Below are 23,217 nucleotides of genomic sequence, written 5' to 3' on the forward strand. Positions count from 1 at the left end.
CACAACCGCAAAAGCGCCCTACCCGTCCCGCAGCGCCCGGCGCATGATCTTGCCCGTCGCCGTCATCGGCAGGCTGTCGGCCCAATGGATGCGGCGCGGCGCGACATGGGGGCTGATCTTGTCGCGCACGCGGCGTATCAGCGCCTGTTCCAGCCCCGCGCGGTCGGCGCCGTCGCGCAGCACGACATGGGCCACCACCGCCTGCGTGCGCACCGGGTCGGGTTCGCCCACCACGGCGGCCATCACCACGTCGGGGTGTCCCACAAGGCAATTCTCGATCTCGGTCGGCCCGATACGGTACCCCGCCGAGGTGATGATGTCGTCGTCGCGCGAGACATAGGTGAAATGGCCCGCCGCGTCGCAGGTGCCCAGATCGCCCGTGCGCATCCAGTCGCCGGCGAATTTCTCTGCCGTCTTGTCGGGCAGGCCCCAGTATTGGAGAAACATCGAGGCCGCCCCGCGGCGCACCGCGATCTCGCCGACCTCGCCCGGTGCCACGGGCGCCCCGTCGGCCCCGATCAGGCCTACGTCGAAGCCCGGCACCGCGCGGCCCATGCTGCCCGGCGGCGCGTCCATCAACTCGGGCACGCAGGTGAGCATGAGGTTGCACTCGGTCTGGCCGTAGAATTCGCAGATCTCCAGCCCCAGTGCCTCGCGCCCCCAGGCCAGCAGGTCGGCCCCGAGGCTCTCGCCGCCCGAGCCGACGCTGCGCAGGCTGACGCCGGGCGGCACCGGCACCTCGCGCATCAGCTTCAGCGCCGTGGGCGGCAGGAAGAGGTTTTTCACCCGCAGCCGGTCGATCAGGCGCCAGGCCTCGGCGGCGTCGAACTTGCGCATCCGGCAGGCGACCACGGGCACGCCGTAGTAAAGGCAGGGCAAGGCCATATCCATAAGCCCGCCGATCCAGGCCCAGTCGGCCGGGGTCCAGCCGCAATCGCCCGGTTCCGGAAAGCCCCGGTGGTGCAGCTCGATCGACGGCAGATGCCCGAGCAGAAAGCGGTGGGCATGGAGCGCGCCCTTGGGCGGGCCGGTGGTGCCCGAGGTGTAGATCAGCACCGCGGGGTCTTCGGCAGAGGTGTCCACCGGGGTGTCCAGCGGCGGCGCGTCGTCGATCTCGGCCCAGAGATCGCGCGCCGGGCCGCCATCGACCGAGAATACATCGGCAAGAGCCGCAAGCCCGTCGCGCAGCCCGGCCAGTTTCGCCGCGCCCTCGGCATCGGTGACGACCAGCCTGGCCCCGCTGTCGGCGAGGCGGTAGTCCAGCGCATCCGGCCCGAACAGCGCAAAGAGCGGCAGGCCCACCGCCCCCAGCTTCATCGCCGCGAAATGGGCGATCAGCACCGCCGGCGCCTGGGGCAGCAGCACCGCCACCCGGTCGCCCTGCCCGAGCCCCGCCCGCGCAAAGACCGTGGCCAGCCGGTCTGAGGCGTCCTTGATCTCGCCATAGGTCCAGCCTCGGTCAGCGTCGCTGGCGTCGATCACCGCGACACGGTTTGGCGCCTCAGCGGCCCAGCTGTCGCAACAGGCCGCCGCGATGTTGAACCGCGATGGGACGTCCCAACGGAAGCTGTCCCGCATGGCGTCCCAGTCGCGCTGATCGGGCAAAAGCCTGCGATCCTCCATGCCTTCCTCCCCCGGGCTTGAATTGAACGCATGTTCATGAACGCGCGCCGGGCGCGGCCTGTCAAGCGGCGCAAAGACCTTGCTGCGACAGCCCGTCGCGCTTACCTTTCGATCATGACAAACCAAGCGCCCCTGATCGATCCGTTCGCCCGCGCGATCACCTATCTGCGCGTGTCGGTCACCGACCGCTGCGATTTCCGCTGCGTGTATTGCATGGCCGAGAACATGACATTCCTGCCCAAGAAGGAGCTGCTGACCCTCGAAGAGCTCGACCGGGTCTGTTCGGCCTTTATCGGGCTGGGGGTGCGCAAGCTGCGCATCACCGGGGGCGAGCCGCTGGTGCGCCGCGACATCATGACGTTCTTCAACGCCATGGGCCGGCACCTGGAGACCGGCGCGCTGGACGAGCTGACGCTGACCACCAACGGCTCGCAGCTGGAGAGATTCGCCGACGCGCTTTTCGCGGCCGGGGTGCGGCGGGTCAATGTCAGCCTCGACACGCTGGACGAAGAGAAATTCGCCCGCGTCACCCGCTGGGGCCGCCTGGCCCAGGTGATGCGCGGCATCGACGCCGCCCAGAACGCGGGCATGCGGGTCAAGATCAACGCGGTCGCGCTGAAAGGCTTCAACGAGGACGAATTGTTCGACCTTGTGGACTGGTGCGCGGCGCGCGACATCGACCTGACCTTTATCGAGGTCATGCCGATGGGAGATCTGGGCAACGAAAACCGCGTGGGGCAATACTGGTCGCTTACCGATGTGCGCGACCGGCTGGCCGAACGCTTTACCCTGATGGATCTCGCCGAACGCAGCGGCGGGCCCGCGCGCTATGTGCGGCTGACCGAGACCGGCCAGAAGATCGGCTTTATCACGCCGCTCAGCCACAATTTCTGCGAAAGCTGCAACCGGGTGCGGCTGACCTGCACGGGCGAGCTTTACATGTGCCTCGGGCAGGAAAACCGCGCCGATTTGCGCGCGCCGCTGCGGGCACATCCCGAGACCGACGCGCCGCTGGCAGAGGCGGTGCGCGCGGCGATCGCGCTGAAACCCAAGGGCCACGATTTCGACTATTCCCGCCAGCGCGCCGACGGGCAGGTCAGCCGGCACATGAGCCACACCGGCGGGTAGAGAAAACCGCATCCGCACAAACGTGCCGCCCGGGTGTCAGCCCGTGCAGCGCCCGACCCGCAGCCGGAGGCGACCCCGCCGTTGCCCCCGCGCCCCGATCCGCTATCCTTCGGCCCATGGCAAGCTATCAAAAGGAACGGGCATGAGCGGCCTTCTCGCGCTTCTCGACGACGTGGCGGCGATCGCCAAGGTGGCCGCGGCCTCGGTGGACGACGTGGTGGGCCAGGCGGTCAAGGCGTCCTCCAAGGCCGCCGGCGCGGTGATCGACGACGCCGCCGTGACGCCGAAATACGTGCACGGCTTTTCCGCCGACCGGGAAATCCCCATCGTCTGGAACATCGCCAAGGGATCGCTCTTCAACAAGCTGGTGATCCTTTTGCCCGTCGCGCTGCTGTTGTCGGCCTTCGCCAGCTGGGCCATCGCGCCGCTGTTGATGCTGGGCGGGGCGTACCTGTGCTTCGAAGGGGCCGAGAAGGTCTGGCACGTGCTGAACCCGGCCGACCACCACGAGGAAGACCTCTACAAGGAAAAACTCTCCGACGCGCATCTGGAGGAGAAAAAGGTCAAGGGCGCGATCAAGACCGATTTCATCCTCTCGGCCGAGATCATGACCATCATCCTCTCGGGCCTGCCGACCGACGTGCCGTTCTGGACGACGGCGCTGGCGCTGGCCGTGGCCGGGGTGCTGATCACGGTGGCCGTCTACGGCGCCGTCGGGCTGATCGTGAAGGCCGACGACGCGGGGCTGGCCATGGCCGCGGGCGGGCGGCTGGCGCTCACCCGGCGGCTGGGCTGCTGGATCGTGCGGGGGATGCCGCATTTCATGCGGCTTTTGGTGATCGTGGGCACCGCCGCGATGATCTGGGTCGGCGGCTCGATCCTGGTCCACGGCGCGCACGAGCTGGGCTGGCACGCGCCTTACGAGACGATCCACCACATCGCCGTTGTGGCCGCCGATGCCCTGCCCTGGGGCAACGGGGCGATGGAATGGAGCGTGACCGCGCTGATCGACGGTGTGATCGGGCTGGGCCTGGGGCTGCTCTTGATCCCGGTCACCCATTTCCTGATTGCACCCGTGGCGCGGCGGCTGTCGCGCGCGGTATGAACCGCCGGAGCCTCCGGCGATATTGACACCCGGCCCGGCCGGGCAGGATACTGCCCGAAACGCCGGGAAACCCGGCAAGGGAGGACGCCGGGCCGTGCCATGCGGCGCCGCGCAAACATGCTGATTTACGTTTACGATTACAGGCTGATCCTGGCCTCGATCGTCATCTCGATGATGGCCGCCTTTACCGGGCTGGCGCTGACGCGGGGGCTGTCGGGGGTGTCCGACGGCGTGCGGCATCTGCGCATCGCCATGGCCGCCATCGCGCTGGGCGGCGGCATCTGGACGATGCATTTCGTGGCGATGCTGGCGATGCGCTTTGACGTGGCGGTCTATTACCGGGCGCTGCCCACGGTGGCCTCGGTGCTGATCGCGATCCTGCTGGCGGGGCTGGCGCTTATCCTCATGCATTTCGGGCCCCGCACGCGGTTGCGCATGGCGCTGGCCGGCCTCGTGCTGGGCCTGGGCATCGTCATCATGCATTACACCGGGCTGGCGGGCATCGAGGGCTGCCGCGCCGTCTACCACCCCGCGGGCTTTGCCGCAGCGGGGGGGCTGGCCGTGCTGATGGGAATGCTGGCGATCCGCACCGCCTATGGCCGGCGCAGCGCGGCCAACATCCTGGGCGCCACGGCGATTTTCGGGCTTTCGGTCGCCATCGTCCATTTCACCGCGATGTACTGGACCGATTTCATGGCCGCCGCCGGGGCGCCAGGGCCCAGCCCGGCACTGGGCAACGCGCAACTGGCGCTGGTGGTGATGCTGGCCGCCTTCGTGATCTCGGGGGCGTTCCTGTTGTCGGGGGCGAGCTTTCTTTCCGCACCGCAGCCTGCCGGGGCACCGGCGCTGACCGAGGCGCCGCACGCCCCGCTGCCGCCACCCGCCCCCGAAACCGAGCCGCGCCTGCCCTACGAACGCGAGGGCGTGACCTATTTCCTGCCCGCGGGCCAGGTTGCCGCGATCCGGGCCGAGGGGCATTACACCATCGCCTACACGCCCGAGGGGCGGGTGTTTTGCCCCTGGTCGATCAGCGAGGCCGAGCGGCGGCTGGGCGAGGCCGGGTTTTTTCGCACCCATCGCAGCTATCTGGTGAACACCGCGCAGGTCAGCGCCTTCGAGCGGCGCAAGGATAACGGCCTGTGCCTGTTCGATGGCCACGCCCATCTCGACAAGGTGCCCGTCAGCCGCGCGCGCGTCGCGGCGCTGCGCGACCGGCTGGGCCTGTGAGCACGGGCCGCGGCGCCTGCCCGCGCGCGGCGGGCCGTCGCCCAGCGGCCCCTTGCTACCCGGCAAAACTCGCCATTCGCAGTTCGTGCAGCCATTTCGCAGTTCGTGAAATCCGCCCGGCACACCGTGCAGCAATATGTCGCAGCTCACCGCCTGACAGCTAGCTTTCCTCCACGCAGTCGCCCGCCGCCGAAAGAGCGGGCACAGCACCATAGGGAGGAGCGGGACATGATCCCATCGACGTTCGAGTATCACCGGCCGGACGATCTGGCCGCGGTGATAGCGCTGCTGCAGGAACATGGCGACGAGGCGCGCGTCGTCGCCGGCGGTCACAGCCTGATCCCGATGATGAAGCTGAGGATGGCCGATCCTGCGCACCTGATCGACCTTCAGGGCCTGAGCGATCTCAAGGGTATCGAGATCGGCGACGTGATCCGCATCGGCGCGATGACCACCCAGGCCGAGATCATCGACCATGACGGGCTGGCCGAGGCCGCGCCGATCATGGCCGAGGCGGCCCGGCAGATCGCCGACCCGCAGGTGCGCAACCTCGGCACCGTTGGCGGCAACATCGCCAATGGCGACCCGGGCAACGACATGCCGGGGCTGATGCAGTGCCTCGACGCACGGTTCACGCTGGTGGGCCCCGACGGCACCCGCGAGGTGGCCGCGCGCGATTTCTACGAGGCCGCCTATGTGACCACCCGCGAGGAAGAGGAAGTCCTCACCGCGGTCAGCTTTGACCGGCCCCGCGGCGGCTATGCCTACGAAAAGCAGAAGCGCAAGATCGGCGACTACGCCACCGCCGCCGCGGCGGTGCAGATCGTGGCCGAGGGCGGCCGCGTGAGCGCCGCTTCGGTCGCGATGACCAACCTTTCCGACGTCCCCGTTTTCAGTGCCGCCGCCGGCGCGGCGCTGGAAGGCACCGCCTGTGGGGAGGAGGCGGTGCAGGCCGCGGTTGCCGCCATGCTGGGCGATATCGACCCCATGGAGGACAACCGCGGCCCCGTCGAATTCAAGAAACACGTCGCCGGCGTGATCCTGGCCCGCGCCATCGTGCGCGCCTGGTCGCGCGCTTGAGGGAGGGCACGATGTCCGACAAGATGCATCTGAAACTGACGGTCAACGGCGAGGCGCACGAGACGCTGGCCGAGCCGCGCGAACTGCTGATCCATGTGCTGCGCGAGCAGCTTGGAATCACCGGCCCCCATATCGGCTGTGAAACCTCGCATTGCGGGGCCTGCACCGTCGACATGGGCGGCAAGTCGGTCAAGGCCTGCACCGTGTTCGCCGCCCAGGCGCAAGGTGCCGAAATCACCACCGTCGAGGGGCTGGGCGCGCCCGACGGCCTGCACGTTCTGCAAGAGATGTTCCGCGAACATCACGGGCTGCAATGCGGCTTCTGCACGCCGGGGATGATCACCCGTGCCTGGCGGCTGCTGCAGGACAACCCGAGCCCGACCGAGGAAGAGGTGCGTTTCGGCATGTCCGGAAACCTCTGCCGCTGCACCGGATACCAGAACATCGTCAAGGCGATCCTTGCGGCCGCCGACCAGATGAACGCCATGAAGGAGGCCGCGGAATGAAAGATCTTCCCGATACCGAAGAGCGCAAGGCCGGCCTCAAGGGGCTGGGATGCAGCCGAAAGCGCGTCGAGGATGCCCGCTTCACCCAGGGCAAGGGCAACTATGTCGACGACATCAAGATGGCAGGCATGCTGCACGGCGATTTCGTGCGGTCTCCTTACGCGCATGCCCGCGTCAAGTCGATCAATGCCGAGGCCGCGCTGGCGCTGCCCGGCGTGATCGCCGTGCTGACCGCGAAGGATCTGGAGCCTTTGGGCCTGCACTGGATGCCCACCCTTGCGGGCGACAAGCAGATGGTGCTGGCCGACGGCAAGGTGCTGTTTCAGGGCCAGGAGGTCGCCTTCGTGGTGGCGACCGACCGGTATATCGCGGCCGACGCGGTAGACCTGGTCGAGGTCGATTACGAAGACCTGCCCGTGGTCGTCGACCCGTTCAAGGCGCAGGACCCCGACGCGCCCGTGCTGCGCGAAGACCTCGAGGGCGTGACCGAGGGCGCCCACGGGCCCCGCCGCCACCACAACCACATCTTCACCTGGGAAGCGGGTGATGAGGCCGGCGCGAACGCGGCCATCGACGGCGCCGAGGTGGTGGCCGAGGAAACCATCTACTACCACCGGACCCACCCCTGCCCGCTGGAAACCTGCGGCTGCGTCGCCTCGATGGACAAGGTCAACGGCAAGCTGACCCTCTACGGCACCTTCCAGGCGCCGCATGTGGTGCGCACGGTGGCCTCGCTGCTCTCAGGGATCGACGAGCACAATATCCGCGTCGTTTCGCCCGATATCGGCGGCGGTTTCGGCAACAAGGTGGGGGTCTACCCCGGCTATGTCTGTTCGATCGTGGCCACTATCGTTACCGGCAAGCCGGTGAAATGGGTCGAGGACCGGATGGAAAACCTGATGGCCACCGCCTTTGCCCGCGACTACTGGATGACGGGCCGGATCGGGGCGACGAAGGACGGCCGCATCACCGGGCTGCACGCCCATGTCACCGCCGACCACGGCGCGTTCGACGCCTGCGCCGACCCCACCAAGTTTCCGGCAGGCTTTTTCCATATCTGCACCGGCAGCTACGACATCCCCGCCGCCTATTGCGCGGTCGATGGCATCTACACCAACAAGGCACCCGGCGGCGTGGCCTATCGCTGTTCGTTCCGGGTGACCGAGGCGGCCTATTTCATCGAGCGGATGATCGAGGTGCTGGCGATCAAGCTGGGCATGGACGCGGCCGAACTGCGCGCCAAGAACTTCATCCGGAAAGAGCAGTTCCCCTATACCTCGGCGCTGGGCTGGGAATACGACTCGGGCGATTACCACACTGCCTGGGACAAGGCCCTGAAGGCCGTCGGCTACGAGGCCCTGCGCAAGGAGCAGGCCGAGCGGGTCGAAGCGTTCAAGCGCGGCGAGACGCGCAAGCTGTTGGGTATCGGGCTGACCCATTTCACCGAGATCGTGGGCGCGGGTCCGGTCAAGAATTGCGACATCCTCGGGATGGGGATGTTCGATAGCTGCGAGATCCGCATCCACCCCACCGGCAGCGCCATCGCGCGGCTGGGCACGATCAGCCAGGGCCAGGGGCATGCGACGACCTTTGCGCAGATCCTCGCCAGCGAGATCGGCATTTCCGCCGACAAGATCACGGTGGAGGAAGGCGACACCGACACCGCGCCCTATGGCCTGGGCACCTACGGGTCGCGCTCGACCCCGGTGGCGGGGGCTGCCACCGCGATGGCGGGGCGGAAAATCCGCGCCAAGGCGCAGATGATCGCGGCCTACCTGCTGGAGGTTCATGACGACGATCTGGAATGGGATATCGACCGGTTCGTGGTCAAGGGCGCGCCGGAGCGGTTCAAGACCATGGCCGAGATCGCCTATGCCTCTTACAACCAGGCGATCCCGGGGGTCGAGCCGGGGCTGGAGGCGGTCAGCTATTACGACCCGCCCAACATGACCTACCCGTTCGGCGCCTATATCTGCGTGATGGAAATCGACGTGGACACCGGCGAGCACGAGATCCGGCAGTTCTACGCGCTTGACGATTGCGGCACGCGGATCAACCCGATGATCATCGAGGGGCAGGTGCATGGCGGGCTGACCGAGGCGCTGGCCATCGCGATGGGCCAGGAAATCGCCTATGACGACATCGGCAACGTCAAGACCGGCACCTTGATGGATTTCTTCCTGCCCACGGCATGGGAGACGCCGCACTACACCACCGACCACACGGAGACGCCCAGCCCGCATCACCCGATCGGCGCCAAGGGCGTGGGCGAAAGCCCCAACGTGGGCGGCGTGCCGGCGTTTTCCAACGCGGTGCACGATGCCTTTCGCGCCTTCGGCCTGACCCAGACGCACATGCCCCACGACCACTGGCGCATCTGGAAGACGGCGCGCGATCTCGGCCTGCACGGATAAGGCCCCTGCCCGCCCCCGCGGGGGCGGGCCCACACCGGGAGGATACCGATGGCGGCGTGGCGCGATCTGCAACACGATCTGGCCGAACACGGCTATGTCGCGGGCGACGACCTGGCGATGGCACTTCACCTGTCTCTGCGCCTCGGCCGGCCGCTGCTGCTGGAGGGCGCGGCGGGCGTGGGCAAGACCGAGGTCGCCAAGGTGCTGGCCGACCTGCAAAACGCCACGCTGATCCGGCTGCAATGCTACGAGGGGCTGGATGCCGGCCACGCCATCTACGAATGGAACTACCAGCGGCAATTGCTGGCGATCCGCGCCGCCGGCGAGCGCGGCGAGGCCGGCGCCGACATCGAGGCGCGCATCTTTTCCGAGGACTACCTGCTGGAGCGTCCGCTGCTGCAGGCCATCCGGCAGGACCGCCCGCCGGTGCTGCTGATCGACGAGATCGACCGCGCCGACGAGGAATTCGAGGCCTATCTTCTGGAAATCCTGTCGGATTTCACCATCTCGATCCCCGAACTGGGCACCGTCCACGCCACCGCGCGGCCCCATGTCATCCTGACCGCGAACGGCACACGCGATCTGTCCGACGCGCTGCGACGGCGCTGCCTTTACGCCCATCTGGGCTATCCCGACCGGGCGATGGAACTGGCGATCCTGCAAAAGCGCCACCCCGGGCTCGAGCCGCACCTGTCCGGGCAGATCGTGGGCTTTGTGCAGGCGCTGCGCAAAGAGGACCTCGACAAGACGCCGGGCGTGGCCGAGACGCTGGATTTCGCCGCTGCCGTGGCCGGGCTGGGGATGAGCGATCTGACCGAAGATCCCGTCGCGTTGCAGGCCACGCTTGTGACGCTGCTGAAAACCCAGGCCGACCGCGCACGGGTACCGACCGAGCTGGCCCAGCGCCTGGCCGGGAAGGCCGCGTGATGGCCGGCGTCACCCGCTTTCCCGCCCGCGCCGCGGGCCCGGCCGAGCGGGTCGCGGGATTCATGGCGCATCTGCGGATGAACGGGCTGCGGCTTGGGGTGCAGGAAACCGCCACGGCGCTCGAGGCGCTGGCCACGGTCGACCCGACCGACGCGGGCGAGGTGCGCCACGCCCTGCGCGCGGTCTGCACCGGCAACGCCGACGAGGCCGCCCGTTTCGATGACCTCTTCGCCGCTTATTGGCTGAACCGCGGGCGCGAACGGGCCCAACCGGCGGGCGGCGACAGCGCCCCGACGCGGCACCAGCGAACACCCTTCGTCACCGAGGCGCTGTCGGCATCGGGCCAGGGCAAGGGCACCCCCGACCAGCCCGAGGGGGGCGAGGGGGCCGCAGAGCAGCAGGGCGAGGGCCGGCTGGTCGCCGCGCGCATCGCGCAGCTCAAGCGCACCGACCTGCGCGAGATGGTCTCGCCCGAGGACATCGCCGAAGCCGAGGCCACCGCCGAGCGGATTGCGCGCGCCATCCGCGACCGCCGCTCGCGCCGCTGGCGCGCCGACCCGCACGGCCGCCGGCTGGACCTGCGCCGGATCGCCCGCGGCGCGGTCGCCACCGGGGGCGAGCCGATCAGGCTATACCGCCGCGCCCGTCCCGAGCGGCCGGCCCATATCGTGGCGCTGCTCGATGTCTCGGGCTCGATGACCGTTTACGCGCGGGTCTTCCTTGCCTTTCTCAAGGGGCTGGTCGGCGCTGACCTCAAGGCCGACGCCTACCTTTTCCACACCCGGCTCGTGCGCATCACCGACGCGCTGCGCGACCCCGACCCGCTGCGCGCGGTGAACCGGCTGACGCTGATGGCCCAGGGCTTTGGCGGGGGCACCAAGATCGGCGGCGCGCTGGCCGATTTCAATCGTTTCTACGCCCGCGCCCGCGTCGGCGGGCGCTCGGTCGTGATCGTGCTGTCCGACGGCTACGACACCGACCCGCCGGACCGGCTGGCCGCCGAGCTTGCCCGGCTGAAGCGGCGCGGCTGCCGCATCGTCTGGCTCAACCCGCTCATGGGGTGGCAGGGCTACGCGCCGGTCGCCCGCGGCATGGCCGCCGCCCTGCCCCATCTCGACCATTTCGCCGCGGCAGGCACGCTCGACGCGCTGGCCGCCCTCGAACCGGAGCTTGCAAGGCTATGACGATGACCGCGCCCTCCTCGCACGACACCGACCTGATTTCGCGTATCGCCGCGCTGAAACGGGCCGGGCAACCCTTTGCGCTGGCCACCGTGGTGCGCACCGTCGCGGCCACTGCCGCCAAGGCCGGCGCCAAGGCGGTGATCCTGCCCGACGGCACGCTGGAGGCCGGCTGGATCGGCGGCGGCTGCGCGCGGGGCGCGGTGCTCAAGGCTGCGCGCGAGGCGCTCGAGGACGGGGCGCCGCGGCTGATCTCGGTACAGCCCGAGACGGCGCTGGCCGAACACGGGGTGGCGCCCGGCGATACCCGCGACGGCATCCGCTTTGCCCGCAACATGTGCCCCAGCCAGGGCACGATGGACATTTTCATAGAGGCCGTCATGCCCGCACCCGATTGCGTGATCTGCGGCACCAGCCCCGTGGCCCTGGCGCTGGCCGAGCTGGCGCCGCGCTTCGGCTTTGCCGTCACCGCCTGCGCGCCGGCCGAGGACCAGCCGGCCTTCGCCGCACCGGACCGGCGTGTCGAGGGCTACGCGTTCGAAGTCGCCCCGACGGCCGAACGCTACGTTGTGGTCGCCACGCAGGGAAAGGGCGACGAGGCGGCGCTGCGCGCCGCGCTCGCCGCCCCGGCGGCCTACCTGGGCTTCGTCGGCAGCCGGGCCAAGGTCGCCTCGCTGAAGCACAGGCTCTGCGCCACGGGCGTACCAGAGGCCGCGTTCGAGCCGCTGCACGCGCCCGCCGGCCTGAACCTCGGCGCGATCACGCCCGAAGAGATCGCGCTGTCGATCCTCGCGGAAATGGTTGCCACACGCCGCGCGGGACAACGCGGCACACAAGGAGACTGAACCATGTGGACCGCATTGAAACGGCTGTTCGGCCCCCGACCTCTGCCCGCCGCCCAGGCCCAGCCTGTCGCCCGGATCAAATTCCCCTGCTGCTGAGAAAGGACCCCCATGGAACTGAAAGACGAAATCCTGATCCCCGCCTCGCGCGACGTGGTCTTCGCCGCGCTGAACGACCCCGACATCCTGCGCGCCTCGATCCCCGGCTGCGAAGAGCTGGAAAAGGTCTCCGACTCCGAACTGACCGCCAAGGTGGTGCTCAAGGTCGGCCCGGTAAAGGCGCGCTTCGCCGGCGAGGTCACGCTCGACCCCTCGGGCGCGCCGGGCGCGTTCAGCCTGACGGGCCAGGGCAGCGGCGGCGCGGCGGGCTTTGCCAAGGGCGGCGCGGACGTGCTGCTGGAGGACCGGGGCGACGAGACGCTTCTGAGCTACACCGCCAAGGCCGAGGTCGGCGGCAAGATCGCGCAACTGGGCAGCCGCCTGATCCACGGCACGGCGCACAAGCTGGCCGGCAAGTTCTTCGCCGCCTTCGCAGAGGCGGTGGCCGAGAAAGAGGCCGCCTGAGCGGGCCGGGCGGCCAGCGTTTGCGACCCGGAATTGACAAGGCGTTGATCCGGCGGGTTTGACCAAGTCGCACTCGCACCAACGGCGCTCGCGCGCCCTTTGGGTTCGTTGGGGGAGAGCGATCAGGTTCGCTTCCGTCGCCGAGGCCGCTCGGGCAGTGCGAGGCGAGTGTTCACCCTGCGCCCCTGGCCCGGACTCAAACCGAAGGCGCCAGCCCGTCCCGGCGGGCGGACGCTTTGGTGAGGCTGACGCAAGGCGCGGGTCAAAGCGGGACGCGCGGCGCGCAACCGATATCCTGACAGGCAAAGGGTCCGAGACCGCCAATCCCCTTGCGCCGCGGCGTCAAGCCGTGTTCGCTGGGGTGGTGGGAGTGCCGCACGGCCCCCACGCCTCGCAGGAGGGCAGGCAGATGGGCGATCCCGCAACCGGCACCCCGCTCACCCCGGCAGCACTGAACGACGCGCGGACCTTCGGCTTCGGCTTCGCCAGCACGGCCGAACTGGACCCGCTGAAAGACTGGCCGGGCCAGGACCGCGCGCTAGAGGCGATGCGGCTGGCCGCCGAGATTCCGCATGCCGATTTCAACCTCTTCGTTCTCGGCCCGCCGGGCAGCGGCCGGCACTCGGCCGCGCGCGCCCTGATGCGCGAGACCGCCAAGACCCGCCCGGTGCCGCGCGACTGGGCCTATGTCGCCAATTTCGACGACCCGCGCCGCCCGGTCGCCCTGTCGCTGCCGCCGGGCGAGGCCGTGGCCCTGCGCGACGCGGCGCGCAAGGTGATCAACGACCTGGCCAGCGACATCCCCGCGATCTTCGAATCCGAGGATTACCAGACCCGTCGCCGCGCCATCGAGGACATCTACGAAGAGCGCCACGAAAAGGCGATGAGCGCGCTGGCCGACACCGCGCGGGAAAAGGGCGTGGCGATCGTGCGCACGCCCATGGGGTTCGGCGTGGCCGCCCGGCAGGGCAACGAGGTCATGCCGCCCGAAGATTACGAAAAGCTGCCCAAGGACGAACGCGACGCGATCGACGCGGCCATCGCACAGGTGCGCGCCGAACTGGAGACGATCCTCAAGGAGGTGCCCAAGGCCATGAAGGCCCAGCGCCGCGAGGTGGAAGAGCTGAACATCTCGATGGCCCGCCAGGGCGTGGACGACGCGATGGCCGAGGTCACCGCGCGGTTTTCAGGTCAGGAAAAGGTCGCCGCCTACCTCGCCGCGATGCGCCGCGATCTGATCGACAATGCAGAGCTGTTCCTGATCCGCGCCGACGGGCCACAGGCGGGCGCCTTTCCGGTGGCCACCACCCGGCACTATCTCAAGCCTCAATTCCAGCGCTACACGGTCAACGTGATTGTCTCGCACGGCGATGGGGCCGAGGGCGCCCCGGTGGTGCAAGAGGCGCTGCCGACGCTCGCCAACCTGATCGGCCGGATCGAGTACCAGTCGGAACGCGGCGCGCTGGTGACCAATTTCTCCATGATTCGCTCCGGCGCGCTGCACCGCGCCAATGGCGGCGTGCTGATCCTCGACGCCGCCCATGTGCTGACCGAGCCGCTGGCATGGGACGCGCTGAAACGCTGCCTGAAGAGCGGCGAGATCACGATCTATTCCGCGGGCGAGCGGTTCAGCCTGATCTCGACCGAAACGCTGGAACCGGACCCGATCCCGCTGAAGCTGCGGGTGGTGCTGGTGGGCGACCGGCTGCTCTATTACGTGCTGGTGGCGCTCGACCGCGATTTTGCCCAGCTCTTCAAGCTGGAGGCCGATTTCGACGACCGGATGCCGCGCTCGGAAGACAGCGCGATGCTCTTTGCCCGTCTGCTGGGCACGGTGGCGCGCGAGGCCGGGCTGAGACCGGTGACCGCCGACGGGGTGGCGCGGCTGCTGACCGAAAGCCTGCGCCTGTCGGACGACGTGGAGCGGTTTACCCTCAACCTCGCCGCGCTGGGCGACATCCTGCGCGAGGCCGATCACCGGGCCGGGCAAGCCGGCGAAGACGCGATCGGGCCCGCGGCGGTGGAGGCCGCCATCGACGCCGCCGACCGGCGCGCGGGCCGTTTGCGCGAATTGAGCCACGAGGCGATCACCCGCGCCACGCTCTTGATCGACACCGAGGGCGCGCGGGTCGGCCAGATCAACGCGCTGTCGGTCATGCAGATCGGCAAGACGCGTTTCGGCCGGCCCACCCGCGTCAGCGCAAGGGTGCGGATGGGCACGGGCAAGGTGGTGGATATCGAGCGCGAGGCCGAGCTGGGCGGACCGATCCATTCCAAGGGGGTGATGATCCTCTCGGGCTACCTGGCCGGGCGATACGCGCCCGACCTGCCGATGTCGCTCTGGGCCAGCCTCGTCTTTGAGCAGAGCTATGGCGGGGTCGAGGGCGACAGCGCCTCGGCGGCAGAGCTTTTCGCGCTCCTGTCGGCGCTGGCAGAGCTGCCCATCGACCAGAGCTTTGCCGTCACCGGGTCGGTCAACCAGTTCGGCGACGTGCAGGCCATCGGCGGGGTAAACGAGAAGATTGAGGGGTTCTTCGACATCTGCGCCGCGCGCGGGCTGAGCGGGCGGCAGGGGGTGCTGATCCCGGCGGCCAACGTCAAGCACCTGGTGCTGCGCGCACGGGTGCTGGACGCGATGGCGGCAGACAGCTTCCGCGTCATCCCGATGGCCCGCATCGACGAGGGCATCGCGCTGCTGACCGGCATAGAGGCCGGGGCGCGCGGCGCGGACGGCGCCTTCCCGCCCGACAGCGTGAACGGCCGGGTCGAGGCGCGGCTGGCCGGGTTCGCAGAGGCGCGCAGGCGTTTCACGCAAAGGCCGGGCGACCGGGAGGGGCAGCCATGACCGCGCGGCGGGTGATCCTCGGCACCACGAGCTTTGCCGATGCCGAGGCGACGCTGGCGCTGGCCGCGGGGCTGGCCGCCGCGTCCGGGGCAGAATTGCAGGGGCTGTTGATCGAGGACGAGACGCTGCTGGCAATCGGCGCCGCGCCGGGGGCGAGCCTGGTCGACCTCGCCGGCCGGACGGTCGCACCCGACAGCGGGGCACGTATGCGCGCGGCCTTCGAGCGCGATGCGGCGCGGTTCGAACGGGTGCTGCGGGCGGCGGCGGGGCCCGCCGCGCTGGCCTGGTCGTTTTCCCGAAGGCGCGGCCGCGTGGCAGCGCTGCTGACCGACAGCGCGGCACCCGGCGACCTGATGGTCGTGCCCACGGGTCCGGTGCGCGCGCGGGTGCGCGAGATCGTGTTGCTTGGCAGCGCCGCGGACGACCCGTACCTCGCCGCCGCCGCGCGCGCCACCGCCGCGCGACTGGAGCGCCCGATGCGCGCTATCCTGCCGCCGGGCGCGGCCCCGACGCCCGACGATCCCACCGCGCGCCCCACCGACCCGGCGGCGCTGTTGCGCCTGCTCGACCGGCTGGGGCCCGGCAGCGTGCTGTTTGCCGAACTCACCGCGCCGGGCGTCGCGCTGGCCGAACTGTTGCAGCGCACCCGCTGCACGCATGTGCTGCGCGCGACGGGCGCCGGCACCAGCCGGGGCGCCGCGCCGACCTCATGACAGCAGGTCGAACACCTCGCCGCCGATCTCGATGTTCAGGCTGTCCTCGCCGCCGCCGTCGACCAGCGCCCAGACGATCAGGCCCGCGGGCCGGTAGACGACGAACGCCTCCTGCACATCGTCCTCGCCCGACCGCCCGGTTTCGGGCGACGAGGTGTGGGTGAACCGCACCGTGAAATCGTCGGCCGAGGCCGTGGCGTCGCCGAAGAGCAGCACGTCGCCTTCGGCGGCGCTGTAATCCTGCACCCAGTCCGAGCCGTGGTTGGCGATGCCGAGGTGGTAAAAGCTGTCCGCCCCTGCGCCCCCGTTGATCCGGTCAAAGCCGAACCCGCCGTTGACGAAATCGTCGCCATCCCCGCCGAAGACGAGGTCGGACAGCGCCGAGCCGGTGATCACGTCGTTGCCGGCCTGCCCGCGCAGGTCGTCGGCGCCGAAGCCGCCGGCGATGGTGTCGTTGCCGCCGCCACCGAACACCTGGTCGTTGCCGTAGCCCGCGTCGATGTCATCGTTGCCGTCGCCCCCGAGGATCACGTCGCGCCGGTCGGCCGAGGTGTCGCCGCCGAGGATCGTGTCGTCGCCGTCGCCGCCATTGATCGTGTCGGTGCCGTCGCCACCCTCGATGGTGTCGTCGCCGCCATTGCCGATCAGCGTGTCGGCCCCGCCGAGGCCGCGGATCGTGTCGTCGCCCGCGCCGCCCTCCAGCTCGTCGTCGCCGGGCGTGCCGATCAGCGTGAGGCCCACAGGGCCGGCATCCTCGATCACATCGATATCGACCCGCGTGTCGTCGCTCGGGTCGGTGCCGTCGAAGGCGCGGTAGATAAAGCTGTCGGTGCCGAAGAAGCCGTCATCGGGCGTATAGGAAAAGCTGCCGTCGGAGCTGAGCACCAGCCGGCCGTCGGAAACGTCGCTGACCAGTTCGGCGGTCAGGTCGTCGCCTTCCTCGTCGGTATCGTTGGACAGCACACCTTCCGCGGCATCGACGGAGAGCGTGACATCCTCGTCGGTCTCGTAGGTGTCGCGGTTGGCCTCGGGCCGGTACTGGTCATCGTCGAGGATGGTCGCCTCGCCCGCCGGCGAAAGATCGACGGTGATCGTGGCCGATGACACGACCAGCGAGAATGTCTCGGCCACTTCCACCGAGTTGTCGCCGGTCACCGGCACCCGGACATAGGCCAGCCGCTGGCCTTCGACGAAGCTGATCGTGCCGTCGGTCTGGGTGTAATCCTCACCCGCCTCTGCCGTGCCGTCGATGGTGGCATAGCTCAGTTCGAACGCGGACGGAGCCGGGGCGGAAAGCGAGATTTCGAACACCGCCTCGGCATCCTCGCCGTCGCCCTCGTCCAGAACCGGGCTGGAGACGAAGAGCGCCAGGTCCTGCGCGCTGCCGTCATCGTCGAGGATCCACGCGGTCGAGCGCAATACCGGGGCGCCGCCCGCCAGCGCGGCGTTCTCGGCATCGTAGACCTCAAGGACGATGCTTTCGTCGGTCTCGTCCACGCTGTCGGAGTCGATCCGGTATTGCACCGTCTTCGAGGTCTCGCCCGGCTCGAAGGTCACCTCCGTCCCGCTGAAATAGGCGTAGGCGTCGCTTTCCGCCTCGCCAGTGCCGGACAGGAAACGATAGTAGACCACCGTATCGCCCGAGCCGGGCTCGTCCAGAGTTATCGTCCAGTTCAGGTAATTGCGGTCGCCACTGCCCGAGAGTTCGCTGGCCCAGCTCCCCTCGACCGAGACGGTCGGCTGGCCACCCAACGCGGCCCCCGCGTCGTCGTCCAAAATCGTGGCCTCGCCATTGGCCTCGGCATCCACCGGGCCGCCGGCATCGACGGCGAGGGTGAACATCTCGGTGCCTTCCAGGGTCTCGTCGCCCGAGACCGGCACCCGGACATAGGCCCGGCTCTGGCCCTCGACGAAGGTCAAGCTGCCGTCGGTTTGGGTGTAATCCTCGCCGGCCACGGCCGATCCGTCGACGGTCGAATAGCTCACCTCGAATTCCGACGGGGCGGGTTCGGAGAGCGACAGTTCGAACACCGCCTCTTGACTGCCGTCGTCACCCTCGACCAGCACCGGGCTGGAGACGAAGAGCGCCAGGTCCTGCGCGCTGCCGTCATCGTCGAGGATCCACGCCGTCGAGCGCAATACCGGGGCACCGCCCGCCAGCGCGGCGTTCTCGGCATCGTAGACCTCAAGGACGATGCTTTCGTCGGTCTCGTCCACGCTGTCGGAATCGATCCGGTATTGCACCGTCTTCGAGGTCTCGCCAGGTGCAAAGGTGACCGAAGTGCCGCTGAAATAGGCGTAGGCGTCGCGCTCTTTCTCCGCCGTGCCGGACAGGAAACGATAGTAAACCACCGTATCGCCCGAGCCGGGCTCATCCAGCGTTATCGTCCAGTTCAGGTAATTGCGGTCGCCACTGCCCGAGAGTTCGCTGGCCCAGCTCCCCTCGACCGAGACGGTCGGCTGGCCACCCAGCGCGGCCCCCGCGTCGTCGTCCAGGATGGTCGCCTCGCCATTGGCCTCGGCATCCACCGGGCCGCCGGCATCGACGGCGAGGCTGAAGGTCTCGGTGCCTTCGAGCGTGTTGTCGCCCGAGACCGGCACCCGGACGAAGGCGCGGCTCTGCCCGGCGACGAAGGTTGCGGTGCCTTCGGTTTGGTCATAGTCCTCGCCGGCCTTGGCCGATCCATCGACGGTTGTATAGGCCACCTCGAAGTTCGACGGCGCGGGCTCGGAGAGCGACAGCTCGAACACCGCGTCCCGCTCGCCGCTGTCACGCTCGACCAGAACCGGGTTCGACACGAAGAGCGCAAGATCCTGCGAACTGCCGTCATCGTCGAGGATCCACGCGGTCGAGCGCAGCACCGGCGCGCCGCCCGACAATGTCCCGTTCTCGACCCCGTAGACCTCCAGCACGATGCTTTCGTCGGTCTCGTCCACGCTGTCCGAGTCGATCCGGTATTGGATCGTCTTCGAGGTCTCGCCGGGCGCGAAGGTGACCTCTGTTCCGCTGAAATAGGCGTAGGCGTCCCGCTCTTTCTCCGCCGTGCCGGACAGGAAGCGATAGTACACCACCGTATCGCCCGAGGTCGTCCCGCTCAGCGTGATCGTCCAGTTGAGGTAATTGCGATCCCCGCTGCCCGATAGCTCCGTCGTCGAGCCGCCGCTCAAGGTCACCGTTGCCATGTCACTTGCCCCCACAAGTCAATAACTCAAGAAAATAGGCGCCCCGCCCGCGCAAGGCGCCACTCGCATGGGGCGAACTGTCGCACACTCCTTGAAACGGAAAAACTACGGTATTCCTGACTTGCGGAATCGAAAAATGGCCGATTCGATGGGGATGCCGGCCTCAGGCCATGCCCAGCGCCTCTTTGTACATCTCCAGCACCGCCTCCTCCTCGGCGATGTCGTCCTTGTCGCGCTTTCTCAGCGCGATCACCTTGCGCATCACCTTGGTGTCGTAGCCGCGGGCCTTGGCCTCGGCCATCACCTCTTTCTGCTGCTCGGCGATGTCCTTTTTCTCGGCCTCCAGCCGCTCGAACCGTTCGATGAACTGGCGCAGCTCGTCGGCGGTGACGCGGTAGCTGGCCTGTTGGTCGGTTTCTTCCATGTGCTGCCTCGTTTTTCGGGGGATCTCCGCTGGGGTGAGTAGCGCCCGGCCCGGCCCGCCGCAAGCCCCGCCCTTGCGCGAGGGCGGCGCTTGGACTAGGCCCCGGGGCGGCGGTAAAGCAAGGATGGGGGCACGGGGCATGGACTGGCTGATCTGGCTGGGAGCGGCGATTTCCGTTTTGGGGCTGGTCGGCCTCGTCTGGTGCATCTTGCAGGCGATGAAGGCCCGCCGCGCCGGGCTGGCCGAGGACGCGCTGCGCGCCCGTCTGCAACAGCTTGTCGCCTACAACCTTGCCGCGATGGGGCTGTCGGGGCTGGGGCTGATGGCGGTGATCGTCGGGATCGCCCTGGCCTGAAGGGCGCCTCAGCCGTTGAGGTCGGCGAAATGCCGGCCGTTCTTGATCAAATCGTCAAATAGCGGCGCGGGTGTCCAGAGCACCGGGTCGTCCTCGGCCAGCACCCTGAGCGTGCTGCGCATGCGCAGCAGCCCGGCCAGATCGGCGGCCTCCATCGGCCCGCCCCGCCAGCGCGGAAAACCGAACCCGTGGATCGCCGCGACATCGACGTCGGACGGGCGCCTGGCGATCTTGCCCTCGACCAGCCTGGCACCCGTATTGGCCATGGCCGCCAGCACCCTCTGCACGATCTCGCCCTCGGGCACGGTGCGCGGCCGGATGCCCTTGGCGGCGCGTTCTTCGGCCAGGCGCGCGGCCATGTCCGGGTCTTCGGCGGGGCCCGCGCCTTCGGGATAGAGGTAATAGCCGCGCCCCGTGGACACGCCCAGGCGCCCGGCCTCGCACAGCCGGTCGGCGATCTCGACATAGCGCGCGCCCGCGGGCCGCGTCGCATCCTGACGGCGGCGGGCCTCCCAGAAATGGTCGAGGCCGACGGTGTCGACCAGCCGGTAGAGCCCGCGGGCAAAGCCGTAGCCCACGAGCGCGGAATCCACCTGATACGGGGTGGCGCCCTCTTCCAACAGCGCGTCGGCGACATCGAGCGCGGCGCTGAGCACCGCGCGCGCGACGAAACCCTCGGCTATGCCGCTGCTCAGCGGGATCGCGCCCAGCTTTTGCGCCAGCGCAAAGGCCGTGGCCACGGCCTCGGGCCCGGTGCGCGCGCCCGGCACCACCTCGACCAGCCGTATCGGCGAGATCGGCAGAGCGGGATGGAGCCCAACGGCATCGGCCGGCCGGCCGCTGCCGGCGGCCAGCCGGTCGAGATCGGGCGCTTCCGTCGCCGAGGCGAGGCAGGCATCGGCGCGCAGCACCCGGCCGAGCCGGCGATAAAACGCCGGGTCGCGCCTGAGCCCGGTCTCGATCAGCATATCCGCCCCGCCGAGCGCCTCCAGCCGGGTCGCCCCGGCGAGCCGCGCCCAGCTTTTGGCGCGGGCGGCATGGTCGAGCCGCCCCGCGGACACGGCGTCGGAATAGAGTGCATCCAGCCGTTCGACCCCGCCGGCCAGGGCCGCATCGTTCTCTTCGTAAAGCGCCACGTCCAGCCCGGCATCGAGGCAGGCGGCGGTCAACGCCACACCGGTGGCGTCGGCCCCTGCAATGGCCACATGGCGCAGCGGGCGCGGCCTGGCGGCGCGGGCCGGGCGCGCGGCGCGCCGTTCGGCCAGAAATGCATGGCGCTGGGCCCTGGAGGCGTCGGAGCTGCGGCAATCCTCGTAGGCGGCGCGCTCGAAGGCGAGCCCTGCCTCGAAGGGCAGCAGAAGCGCGGCCTCGACACAATCGACGATCTTGCCGGGTGCCGGCATCGGGCTGGCCAAAACCTGCGCGCGCCGGCGCTTGAGGGCCTGCAGGGCTGCGGCCGAATCGCCGGGCAGGTGCGCGACCTCGCTCAACCGGCGCGGTGGTCGGCCCTCGGCGATCAGCTCTTCGGCAAAGCGCATCGCGCTGCCGCCCAGGTCGTTTTCAAACACACGGTCGACGAGGCCCAGCCGGGCCGCCTCGGGCGCGGCGACGGGTTTGCCCACCAGCATCATCTCGAGCGCAGGTTCGGCCCCGATCAGCCGCGGCAGGCGCTGGGTGGCACCGGCCGAGGGCGGCAGGCCAAGGGTGATGTCCGGCAGCGCCATGTGAGTGCCGGCGGCGGCGACGCGGTAATGGGCCGCGAGCGCCAACTCCAGCCCCGCGCCGGAGACCGAGCCATGCAGCAGTGCGATGACCGGGCAATCGAGCGCTTCGAGCCTCGCGCACAGATCGTGCAGCGCGGGCCCATGCGGCGGCGCGTCATGGGTGGCGGGCTCGACCCCGGCGGAAAAGCCCCTGCCCTCGCCGCCGATCAGCAGTGCTTTCAGCCCTGGCGCGGCATGCGCCTTGGCCAAGGCCTCGTCCAGCCCGGCGCGCATCGCCTCGGTCAGCATGTTGAAGGGGGGCGCGGACAGCACGATCCGCCCCACCCCGCCGTCGGATAGCTCGAACCTGGCCGCCTGCCCCATTGCCGTTCCCCTGCATCGCACACGACCGCCGAAACACGTCGTGCCTCAAAGCATTAATCTTTGAGAACGGGGGGTAAGGCAATGCCCGAGCAGCCCCGCCCGGGGCTAGACGGGCATGTTGTCGTACATGTCGTCGGAGTCGTCGTCCTCGAGTTCCTTTTCGAGGCGCAGGATATCCTCGGGCACGGGCAGGCCCATCGCGCGCAACTCTGAAATCTTTTCGCGCAGTTCTTCCTGCAGGATGTGCCGGTCCTCGGGCCGCTTCTCGATCTCTTCGAGAAGCAGCGCGATGCCGCTCTTGAGCTGTTCAAAGGCCATGTGGTCCTCCCTGTTACCGCATTGCGCCCGGCCGCCGGCGGCTCAGTCGAGGGCATCCTCCCCCTGCGCCCAGGGCGACGGGTCGCCCGGGCGGCGGTGCGCGCTGCCGCGCTCCGACGTCAGCCGCTGGTGCACCCGTTGGGCCACCAGCCCCGACCGCAGGACGGCCTCGATCTGCGCCCGAAGCAATTGCCGGGCGGCCGCTTCGTTCACCATCCCTTCCGGTTGCCCGCCGCTGCGGGCCCGTCTTTCGTAGCCATTCACCATATCACATCCCGTCAGTTCACGCGTTTGCAGCATTTTTTTGCCGCCTACGTCACTATTCGCTTACGTCGCACAGCTGCGGCAAAACGGCGTCGCAGGCAAAAGATCCAACCGCTCTTCAGCGATCGATTCGCCGCAACGAACACAGAATCCATAGCTTTCATCTTCAATGCGGCGCAGCGCCGCGCGAATCTGCTCGATCTCGGCCAGCCCCTGGCTGCCGATCCCTTCGAGTACCTCGTCCTCTTCGCGCTCGACCGCCAACTCGGACCAATCGCGCGACTGGTGGGCATCAAGCTCGGTCTCGATATCCTTGAGACGGTGGTCGAGTTCGCCCAGGCGATCGACCAGTTGCTTTTCGCGTTCTTTCAGCGCTTTCATGCGCCCCTCCCAGACTGTTCCGGCGACGGTGGCACGGGCGGCGGTGGGCT

At 69.0% G+C, this 23,217-nt stretch carries 20 protein-coding genes; 13 read left to right on the forward strand and 7 right to left on the reverse strand.

Annotated features, from left to right (window positions below; translation table 11 throughout):
- Positions 1-18: 18 nt before the first annotated feature.
- Positions 19-1,623: an AMP-binding protein gene (locus tag Ga0609869_RS00685; protein ID WP_245972174.1), complete on the reverse strand. Its 1,605-nt coding sequence runs from the start codon at positions 1,621-1,623 to the stop codon at positions 19-21.
- Positions 1,624-1,737: 114 nt separating this feature from the next.
- Between Ga0609869_RS00685 and moaA the strand changes: the two genes are divergently transcribed.
- From moaA to Ga0609869_RS00745, 12 genes are all read left to right on the forward strand, one after another.
- A complete protein-coding gene (gene moaA / locus Ga0609869_RS00690) occupies positions 1,738-2,751 on the forward strand; it encodes a GTP 3',8-cyclase MoaA (protein WP_125404060.1) in 1,014 nt (337 codons plus the stop codon).
- Between the two features lie 142 nt (positions 2,752-2,893).
- Positions 2,894-3,856 carry a DUF808 domain-containing protein gene (locus tag Ga0609869_RS00695; protein ID WP_125404061.1) on the forward strand — a complete coding sequence of 321 codons (963 nt, stop codon included), beginning with the start codon at positions 2,894-2,896 and terminating at the stop codon, positions 3,854-3,856.
- A gap of 117 nt (positions 3,857-3,973) precedes the next feature.
- A complete protein-coding gene (locus Ga0609869_RS00700; protein WP_125404062.1) occupies positions 3,974-5,083 on the forward strand; it encodes an MHYT domain-containing protein in 1,110 nt (369 codons plus the stop codon).
- A 228-nt stretch (positions 5,084-5,311) separates the two neighbouring features.
- Positions 5,312-6,163 carry an FAD binding domain-containing protein gene (locus Ga0609869_RS00705; RefSeq protein ID WP_125404063.1) on the forward strand — a complete coding sequence of 284 codons (852 nt, stop codon included), beginning with the start codon at positions 5,312-5,314 and terminating at the stop codon, positions 6,161-6,163.
- Between the two features lie 11 nt (positions 6,164-6,174).
- A complete protein-coding gene (locus Ga0609869_RS00710) occupies positions 6,175-6,669 on the forward strand; it encodes a (2Fe-2S)-binding protein (RefSeq protein ID WP_125404064.1) in 495 nt (164 codons plus the stop codon).
- Complete coding sequence (locus Ga0609869_RS00715; RefSeq protein ID WP_125404065.1) at positions 6,666-9,083, forward strand: aerobic carbon-monoxide dehydrogenase large subunit; 2,418 nt, start codon at positions 6,666-6,668, stop codon at positions 9,081-9,083. Before Ga0609869_RS00710 ends, Ga0609869_RS00715 begins: the two co-directional genes overlap by 4 nt.
- A 48-nt stretch (positions 9,084-9,131) precedes the next feature.
- Positions 9,132-10,010, forward strand: coding sequence for an AAA family ATPase (locus Ga0609869_RS00720; protein ID WP_125404066.1), 879 nt, complete (start codon positions 9,132-9,134; stop codon positions 10,008-10,010).
- A complete protein-coding gene (locus Ga0609869_RS00725; RefSeq protein WP_125404067.1) occupies positions 10,010-11,194 on the forward strand; it encodes a vWA domain-containing protein in 1,185 nt (394 codons plus the stop codon). Before Ga0609869_RS00720 ends, Ga0609869_RS00725 begins: the two co-directional genes overlap by 1 nt.
- 2 nt (positions 11,195-11,196) lie before the next feature.
- Complete coding sequence (locus Ga0609869_RS00730; protein ID WP_211336793.1) at positions 11,197-12,036, forward strand: XdhC family protein; 840 nt, start codon at positions 11,197-11,199, stop codon at positions 12,034-12,036.
- A gap of 108 nt (positions 12,037-12,144) precedes the next feature.
- Positions 12,145-12,597, forward strand: coding sequence for an SRPBCC family protein (locus Ga0609869_RS00735; protein ID WP_125404069.1), 453 nt, complete (start codon positions 12,145-12,147; stop codon positions 12,595-12,597).
- Between the two features lie 409 nt (positions 12,598-13,006).
- Positions 13,007-15,442 carry a Lon protease family protein gene (locus Ga0609869_RS00740; protein ID WP_125404070.1) on the forward strand — a complete coding sequence of 812 codons (2,436 nt, stop codon included), beginning with the start codon at positions 13,007-13,009 and terminating at the stop codon, positions 15,440-15,442.
- Positions 15,439-16,155: a hypothetical protein gene (locus Ga0609869_RS00745; RefSeq protein WP_125404071.1), complete on the forward strand. Its 717-nt coding sequence runs from the start codon at positions 15,439-15,441 to the stop codon at positions 16,153-16,155. Before Ga0609869_RS00740 ends, Ga0609869_RS00745 begins: the two co-directional genes overlap by 4 nt.
- Here the strand turns inward: Ga0609869_RS00745 and Ga0609869_RS00750 are convergent.
- Both Ga0609869_RS00750 and Ga0609869_RS00755 read right to left on the reverse strand, forming a co-directional pair.
- A complete protein-coding gene (locus Ga0609869_RS00750) occupies positions 16,150-19,338 on the reverse strand; it encodes a Calx-beta domain-containing protein (RefSeq protein WP_369022825.1) in 3,189 nt (1,062 codons plus the stop codon). The two genes, Ga0609869_RS00745 and Ga0609869_RS00750, sit on opposite strands and share 6 nt — an antisense overlap.
- A 163-nt stretch (positions 19,339-19,501) precedes the next feature.
- Positions 19,502-19,762, reverse strand: coding sequence for a DUF2312 domain-containing protein (locus tag Ga0609869_RS00755; RefSeq protein WP_125404251.1), 261 nt, complete (start codon positions 19,760-19,762; stop codon positions 19,502-19,504).
- Between the two features lie 139 nt (positions 19,763-19,901).
- Here Ga0609869_RS00755 and Ga0609869_RS00760 point away from each other — a divergent pair, with 139 nt between their 5' ends.
- The gene (locus tag Ga0609869_RS00760; protein ID WP_125404252.1) at positions 19,902-20,117 is read left to right on the forward strand and encodes a hypothetical protein; all 216 of its coding nucleotides are present in this window, start codon (positions 19,902-19,904) and stop codon (positions 20,115-20,117) included.
- 8 nt (positions 20,118-20,125) lie between these two features.
- Here Ga0609869_RS00760 and Ga0609869_RS00765 read toward each other — a convergent pair whose 3' ends face one another.
- The 4 genes from Ga0609869_RS00765 to Ga0609869_RS00780 form a co-directional block, all read right to left on the reverse strand.
- Positions 20,126-22,204, reverse strand: a complete 2,079-nt coding sequence (locus tag Ga0609869_RS00765) for an enoyl-CoA hydratase-related protein (RefSeq protein WP_125404253.1) — start codon at positions 22,202-22,204, stop codon at positions 20,126-20,128.
- A 105-nt stretch (positions 22,205-22,309) separates the two neighbouring features.
- The gene (locus Ga0609869_RS00770) at positions 22,310-22,522 is read right to left on the reverse strand and encodes a hypothetical protein (RefSeq protein WP_125404254.1); all 213 of its coding nucleotides are present in this window, start codon (positions 22,520-22,522) and stop codon (positions 22,310-22,312) included.
- Positions 22,523-22,564: 42 nt separating this feature from the next.
- Positions 22,565-22,738 (reverse strand): hypothetical protein, encoded by a 174-nt coding sequence (locus Ga0609869_RS00775; RefSeq protein WP_170168787.1) that lies wholly within the window; start codon positions 22,736-22,738, stop codon positions 22,565-22,567.
- A gap of 111 nt (positions 22,739-22,849) precedes the next feature.
- Positions 22,850-23,167: a TraR/DksA family transcriptional regulator gene (locus Ga0609869_RS00780; RefSeq protein WP_125404255.1), complete on the reverse strand. Its 318-nt coding sequence runs from the start codon at positions 23,165-23,167 to the stop codon at positions 22,850-22,852.
- Positions 23,168-23,217 lie beyond the last annotated feature (50 nt).

This window comes from Rhodovulum iodosum (assembly GCF_041020385.1).
Classification (GTDB): Bacteria; Pseudomonadota; Alphaproteobacteria; order Rhodobacterales; family Rhodobacteraceae; genus Rhodovulum; species Rhodovulum iodosum.